General features: G+C 62.9%; 8 protein-coding genes. 4 read left to right on the top strand and 4 right to left on the bottom strand.

What is annotated here, in order from left to right:
- Together argS and EN884_RS21950 are read right to left on the bottom strand one after the other, a co-directional pair.
- The coding region (gene argS, locus EN884_RS21955; protein WP_128360732.1) for an arginine--tRNA ligase at positions 1–867 on the bottom strand (867 nt) is incomplete at its 3' end.
- A 75-nt stretch (positions 868–942) separates the two neighbouring features.
- Positions 943–2,157 carry a deoxyguanosinetriphosphate triphosphohydrolase gene (locus EN884_RS21950; RefSeq protein ID WP_024503844.1) on the bottom strand — a complete coding sequence of 405 codons (1,215 nt, stop codon included), beginning with the start codon at positions 2,155–2,157 and terminating at the stop codon, positions 943–945.
- A gap of 90 nt (positions 2,158–2,247) precedes the next feature.
- Between EN884_RS21950 and erpA the strand changes: the two genes are divergently transcribed.
- From erpA to EN884_RS21930, 4 genes are all read left to right on the top strand, one after another.
- Positions 2,248–2,595 (top strand): iron-sulfur cluster insertion protein ErpA, encoded by a 348-nt coding sequence (gene erpA, locus EN884_RS21945; protein ID WP_013531288.1) that lies wholly within the window; start codon positions 2,248–2,250, stop codon positions 2,593–2,595.
- Position 2,596: 1 nt separating this feature from the next.
- Positions 2,597–2,992: a VOC family protein gene (locus EN884_RS21940; protein WP_013531287.1), complete on the top strand. Its 396-nt coding sequence runs from the start codon at positions 2,597–2,599 to the stop codon at positions 2,990–2,992.
- 16 nt (positions 2,993–3,008) lie between these two features.
- Positions 3,009–3,803 (top strand): exodeoxyribonuclease III, encoded by a 795-nt coding sequence (gene xth, locus EN884_RS21935; RefSeq protein ID WP_013531286.1) that lies wholly within the window; start codon positions 3,009–3,011, stop codon positions 3,801–3,803.
- Between the two features lie 135 nt (positions 3,804–3,938).
- Positions 3,939–4,193: a hypothetical protein gene (locus EN884_RS21930; RefSeq protein WP_244506831.1), complete on the top strand. Its 255-nt coding sequence runs from the start codon at positions 3,939–3,941 to the stop codon at positions 4,191–4,193.
- A gap of 50 nt (positions 4,194–4,243) precedes the next feature.
- Here the strand turns inward: EN884_RS21930 and EN884_RS21925 are convergent, their stop codons facing one another.
- Positions 4,244–5,083, bottom strand: a complete 840-nt coding sequence (locus EN884_RS21925; protein ID WP_013531284.1) for a tetratricopeptide repeat protein — start codon at positions 5,081–5,083, stop codon at positions 4,244–4,246.
- Positions 5,070–6,126: dihydroxy-acid dehydratase (locus tag EN884_RS21920; RefSeq protein ID WP_206617617.1), on the bottom strand; the 1,057-nt coding region annotated here is incomplete at its 5' end. The genes EN884_RS21920 and EN884_RS21925, both read right to left, overlap by 14 nt.

Below are 6,126 nucleotides of genomic sequence, written 5' to 3'. Positions count from 1 at the left end.
CTTGTAGATATGGCCCTTCAGCGTCAGATCGTTGATCGCGGATCGGATCTTCCTGGCATTGTCGGCGTGCAGCGTGCGCTCGGAGAAGAACACGTCGTGATGCACGTTGAGCATCGCCAGGTCCTCGCGGATCATCGCCATCATCGCATCGATGGTGCGATCCTTGACGATGGCGAGCGCCTCGTCATCGGGCATCTGCAGCAGCGAGCGGCCGAATTCCGCGACCAGCGCCTGACCAACTGGCACCAGGTAATCACCCGGATAAAGCCCGCTCGGAATCTCGCCGATGTCGTCACCCAGCGCTTCGCGGTAACGCAGGAATGCGGAACGGCCGAGCACGTCGATCTGCGAGCCGGCGTCGTTGATGACGTATTCTTTGGTCACGTCGTAACCGGCGAAGGCCATCAGATTGGCAAGTGCATCGCCGACGACAGCACCCCGGCAATGGCCGACATGCATCGGTCCGGTCGGATTGGCCGAGACATATTCGACATTGGTCTTCCTGCCGCCGCCAACCATCGAGCGGCCATAGTTGCGGCCCTCGCCGAGCAGTGCGGTCAGATGTGTCTGCCAGAAGCCGTCCTTCAGCCTGAGATTGACGAAACCGGGGCCGGCCACCTCTGTTGCCGCGACATCCTTGTCGTCGCGCAGCGCCTGCGCCAGTCTTTCGGCCAGCGCGCGCGGGTTCTGGCCGGTCGGCTTGGCCAGCACCATTGCCGCATTGGTCGCCAGGTCGCCATGGCTGGCGTCGCGCGGCGGCTCAACGGCAATGCGCGACAGGTCAGGCGAAATGCCGTCTTTGTCTTTCAGATCAAGCGCTTCGACGGCTTTTATGATTCGCGCGGTGAAATCGGCGAAGATGTTCATTTGTGTGACTCTGGGGTCTGGCTCTGGCGGCTTTGCAGCGAATCCGGCTCGTTGGCCGGCAAAATCGAGCCCGCCCTAGCCCAATTCAGGCGTATGGTCAAACAAACGCCGGTGTTCCTTGAGCGCGTAGGTGTCGGTCATACCCGCCAGGAAGTCGGCGACGCTGCGCGCCTTGATGCGATCATCGGCCCGATCCAGCCCCTCGCGCCAGCCATCCGGCATGGCGCGCGGATCGGCGAAATAGGCGTCGAACAGATCCTTGACGATCTGCTCGGCATCCGCGCGCACCCTCATAACCTCGGCGTGCCGGTAGAGGTGCTTGTACAGAAAGGCCTTCAGTTCCTTCTCCAGGGCAGCCATTTCGGCCGAGAAAACCACCATCGTCTCGCCAGCTGCCCTCACTGCATCGGCGCTCGGCGGCCTGATGCGATCGAGATTGGCGGTCGTCGACCTGATCACGTCCTCGACCATGGCCGTTATCTGCCGCCGCATCAGTTCGTGGCCGGTGCGCACGGCATCGAGGGAAGGATAGCGTTCGCGCACGCCTTTCAGGATCGTTCCCGGCAGCGAAACCGTCTCCAGCATGTCCAGCGTCAAGAGCCCTGCCCTCAACCCGTCGTCGATGTCATGCGTGTTGTAGGCGATATCGTCGGCGATCGCCGCGCATTGCGCCTCGATGCCGGCGAACCGGTCGAGTTCGAGATCGTGCAGTTGCGAATAATCACGGATCGCCTGTGGCACCGGCCCTTTCAGACCCTTGCCGTTGGCATCCGTCAGCGGCCCATTGTGCTTGACCAGGCCTTCCAGCGTTTCCCAGGTCAGGTTGAGCCCGTCGAACTCGGCGTAGCGCGCCTCCAGCCTTGTCACGATGCGCAGCGATTGTGCGTTGTGGTCGAAGCCGCCCCAGACGGCCATCTTCTCGTTGAGCGCGTCCTCGCCGGTGTGGCCGAAGGGCGTGTGGCCGAAATCATGCACCAGCGCCACCGCCTCGGCCAGATCCTCGTCGCCGCGCAGCGCCCGTGCCAGGGCGCGCGCTATCTGCGCCACTTCGATCGAATGGGTCAGCCGGGTGCGATAGTGGTCGCCTTCATGGGCGATGAAGACCTGCGTCTTGTGCTTCAGCCGCCGGAAGGCCGTCGAATGGATGATGCGGTCACGGTCCCGCTGGAATGGCGTGCGGGTCGGGCTCTCCACCTCGTCGAACAGCCGCCCGCGCGAGTTTGCCGGATCGCAGGCATAGGCGGCGCGTGGCCGATAGCCGAATCCGATGTCGCCCAACTCACTGGTCATGGCTGATGCTGCCGCGTTTGACTTAGCCAGGTTGACTTGGCCCCTCGCGCTTCATACCTATCATGTGAAACCGAAAGCAAGGTGACGCCCATGGGCGCTGATGCCAAGACTGCCATGAAAGTCGATATGACCGAGGCCGCCGCCAAGCGGATCGCCAGGATTGTCTCGAACGAAGCCGGCAAGACGGCGCTGCGCGTTTCGGTCGAAGGCGGCGGCTGCTCGGGCTTTTCCTACAAGTTCGATCTGGTCGATACGCGCAACGACGACGACGTAGCCATCGAGAAGGACGGAGCCACGGTGCTGATCGACGATTTGTCGCTGGTCTATATGGGCGGATCTGTGATCGATTTCGTCGACGATCTGATGGGCCAGTCGTTCCAGATCCGCAATCCGAACGCCGTCGCCTCCTGCGGCTGCGGCACGAGTTTCTCCATATAGAATGCCTGCCATCGGTGCGGTCCGTCAGATCGCGCTGTCGGCTGGCCGTGACCTCGACGTGACGCTGGCTTTCTGGCGCGACGTGCTGGGCATGGCTGTCCATGCACGCTTCGATCCGCCGGGCATCGCCTTCATCATGGCCGGAGAAATCAGGCTGCTGTTCACCGACGGCGTACCGGCCGGAACCGTCTATCTCGACATATCGGGCCTTGATCAGTTCCATGCCTCGGCTGCTGCCGCCGGCGTGCCTTTCACCGCGCCGCCAACGCTTGTCCATCGCGACACGGACGGCCAGTTCGGTCCAGCGGGGGAAAGCGAATGGATGGCCTTCCTAAAGGACCCGGCTGGCAATACGATCGGCCTCGTCGAACGCCATCCGCCGCAAGAGCCCAACTGAACAGCACGAGACCGCCATGAAAATCGTCACCTGGAACATCAACGGTGTCCGCGCCCGCATCGGCAACCTCACCCATTGGCTGACCGAGAGCGCACCCGACATCGTCTGCCTGCAGGAGATCAAGACGGTCGACGAGCAGTTCCCGCGCGCCGAGATCGAGGCGCTTGGCTACAATGTCGAAACCCATGGCCAAAAGGGTTTCAACGGCGTCGCGCTGTTGTCGAAGCTGCGCTTCGACGAGGTGATCAGGGGCCTGCCCGGCGACGATGCCGATGAACAGGCGCGTTTCATCGAAGGCGTTTTCTCAACCGACAAGGGCGCCTTGCGTGTCGCCTCGCTCTATCTGCCGAACGGCAATCCGATCGATGACGAGAAGAAGTTTCCTTACAAGCTGTCCTGGATGGCGCGGCTTGAGCGCTGGGCCGAAGAACGGCTGAGACTTGAGGAGGCTCTGGTGCTCGCCGGCGACTACAACGTCATTCCCGAGCCGATCGACGCGCGGTTTCCGGAGAATTGGCTGGGCGACGCCCTGTTCCAGCCGCAGACGCGACAGGCCTTCCGTCGGCTGCTCAATCTTGGTTTCACCGAGGCGGTGCGCGCGGTCACCGACGCGCGCGACACCTATACGTTCTGGGACTATCAGGCCGGCGCCTGGCAGAAGAACAACGGCATCCGTATCGACCACCTGCTTTTGTCGCCGGAAGCCGCCAACCGATTCTCATCGGCCTCTATCGAAAAGCATGTGCGCGCTTGGGAAAAACCATCCGACCATGTCCCGGTGGCGATCGATCTCGCGCTTCAGCCGGCTTGAGAGAACCCTCGCCGGGCCCGTCTGCGCTGAACCCTCATATCGCCACATTTCGCGCCGTTCATTGCAGACCAGCATGGCGGCTGGGGTTCCATGAGCGCACGATTTCATCTTTGTCCCATTGGCCTGGCATTTGCCATGGCCGTTCCTGGTACGGCATTTGCCGACCAGGAATGCCTGGCCAATGGAAAATCCTACCAGATCGGTCAGGTCGCCTGCCTGACGGTGGCCGAGCAGAGCCATCTGGCCCGCTGCGATATGGTGCTCAACAACACCTCGTGGACGAAGATCGGGGATAGCTGCCCGGAAAACACGCTGGCGCCACACCCCCATGTCACGCCGATCTCGACGCCGGCGCCCAGCATGGTGCCGACGGAGCCGATCGCGAACTGAGCCAATCTCCCGCTTCGTGGGGGAGATCGGCAGTTCAGCCGCCAGCAAAACTACTGGTCCGCGTTGTTGCCCTTGGTGAGGATATCATCGGCCAGCGAGATCGCGGTGCGGCGGTCGGCCTCGCCGGCGGTGGCAAATGCCTCTTCCTGCATGCCGCGGATCCAGGGCTGGTCAGCGGGCGAAGCGCGTTCGAGCGCTGCCGTCATCATCGCCAGGCCGCGAACGATCTTGCCGCTCTGGAACAACAGATGGCCCAGCGTCGCCTGGGCGCCGGCATGGCCTTTCTCGGCGGCGAGTTGGAACCAGCGCCCGGCCTGCTTGACGCTGGCCTTCACCCCGCCCTCGCCCTTCAGGAACATCTGCCCCATCTCGAACTGTGCGTTCGGGTTGCGGTAGTTGGCAGCCGCGCGCATGTAGTATTCCTGGGCCGCCACCTCGTTCTCGGTGACCGGGCTGCCGGGAATGCCCGTGCGCAAATAGTCGCCAAGCGCCACCAGCGCATCGGAGACATAGCTTTCCTCGGGCGAGCCGGGCTCGACATCCTGGTCGACGATCTCGGAGAAGAACTTGAACGCCTCATAGTCGTCGCGCGCCACGCCGTCGCCCTCGGCATACATGCGGGCAAGCTTCCAGGTGGCGCCGATCTGGCCGTTTTCGGCGGCGTATTTGTAGGCCTCGGCAGCCTGCTCCTTGTGGCCGTTCTTGTAGGCGGAGAAGCCGAACTGGAAGACCGCCCAGGGGCTCGATTGCGGCTTCACCCCGGTCTTGTCGTCGAACACCTTGTCGTCGAAGGCCATGGCCTGGCCGACGGCGCCAAAGGTCGCGCCAAACGTGGCGGCCACGACCAGTGCCGAAAAGACAGATGACCTCAACAACTCAGATGTCCGCATAACAGTGTGTTTCTTTCGCACCGCCCGGATGGGTCACCGCGCCATCGCGCGCTGGCCCCACCGTCTGTGCATATTTCCATATCGCGCCCGACTGATAATCGGTCGCGCGCGCCTTCCATGTCTTTGCCCTCGCCGCCAGTTCGCTATCGGACAACGCCACGTCGATCGTGCCGTTCACCGCGTCGATCGAGATCACGTCACCATCCCTGAGCAGTCCGATCGGGCCACCCACGGCTGCTTCGGGGCCGACATGGCCGATGCAGAAACCGCGCGTCGCGCCCGAGAAGCGCCCGTCGGTGATCAGAGCCACCTTGCCGCCCATGCCCTGGCCGTAGAGTGCTGCCGTCGTCGACAGCATCTCGCGCATGCCGGGGCCGCCGCGCGGTCCTTCGTAGCGAATGACGAGAACCTCGCCTTCCCTGTAGTTGCGATGCGTCACCGCCTCGAAACATTCCTCTTCTGAATCGAAGCAGCGTGCCGGCCCGGAGAATTTCAACTCCGCCATGCCCGCGACCTTCACGATCGCGCCTTCGGGGGCCAGGTTTCCCTTCAAGCCCACGACACCGCCGGTTTGGGTAATGGGTCTGTTGGCCGGGCGGACCACATCCTGATGCTCATTCCAGACAACGTGCTGCATGTTTTCGGCCAAAGTGCGGCCAGTCACCGTCATGCAGTCGCCATGCAGATAGCCGTGGTCGAGCAGGGTCTTCATCAGCAGCGGAATGCCGCCGGCCTCGAACATGTCCTTGGCGACATATTTGCCGCCCGGCTTGAGGTCGGCGATGTAAGGCGTCTTCTCGAAGATCTTGGCCACGTCGAACAGGTCGAACTTGATGCCGGCCTCGTGCGCGATCGCCGGCAGATGCAGTGCCGCGTTGGTCGAACCGCCGGTAGCCGAGACCACGGTCGCCGCATTCTCCAGCGCCTTCAGCGTGACGATGTCGCGCGGCCGGATATTTCTGGCGATCAGCTCCATGATCTTTTCGCCCGAGGCGAAATTGAACCGGTCGCGCATTTCATAGGGTGCCGGCGCGCCGCAGGAA

The organism is Mesorhizobium sp. M7A.F.Ca.AU.001.01.1.1, from assembly GCF_004022735.1.
GTDB classification, from domain to species: domain Bacteria; phylum Pseudomonadota; class Alphaproteobacteria; order Rhizobiales; family Rhizobiaceae; genus Mesorhizobium; species Mesorhizobium ciceri.
This window is presented reverse-complemented; position numbering and strand designations above follow the sequence as displayed.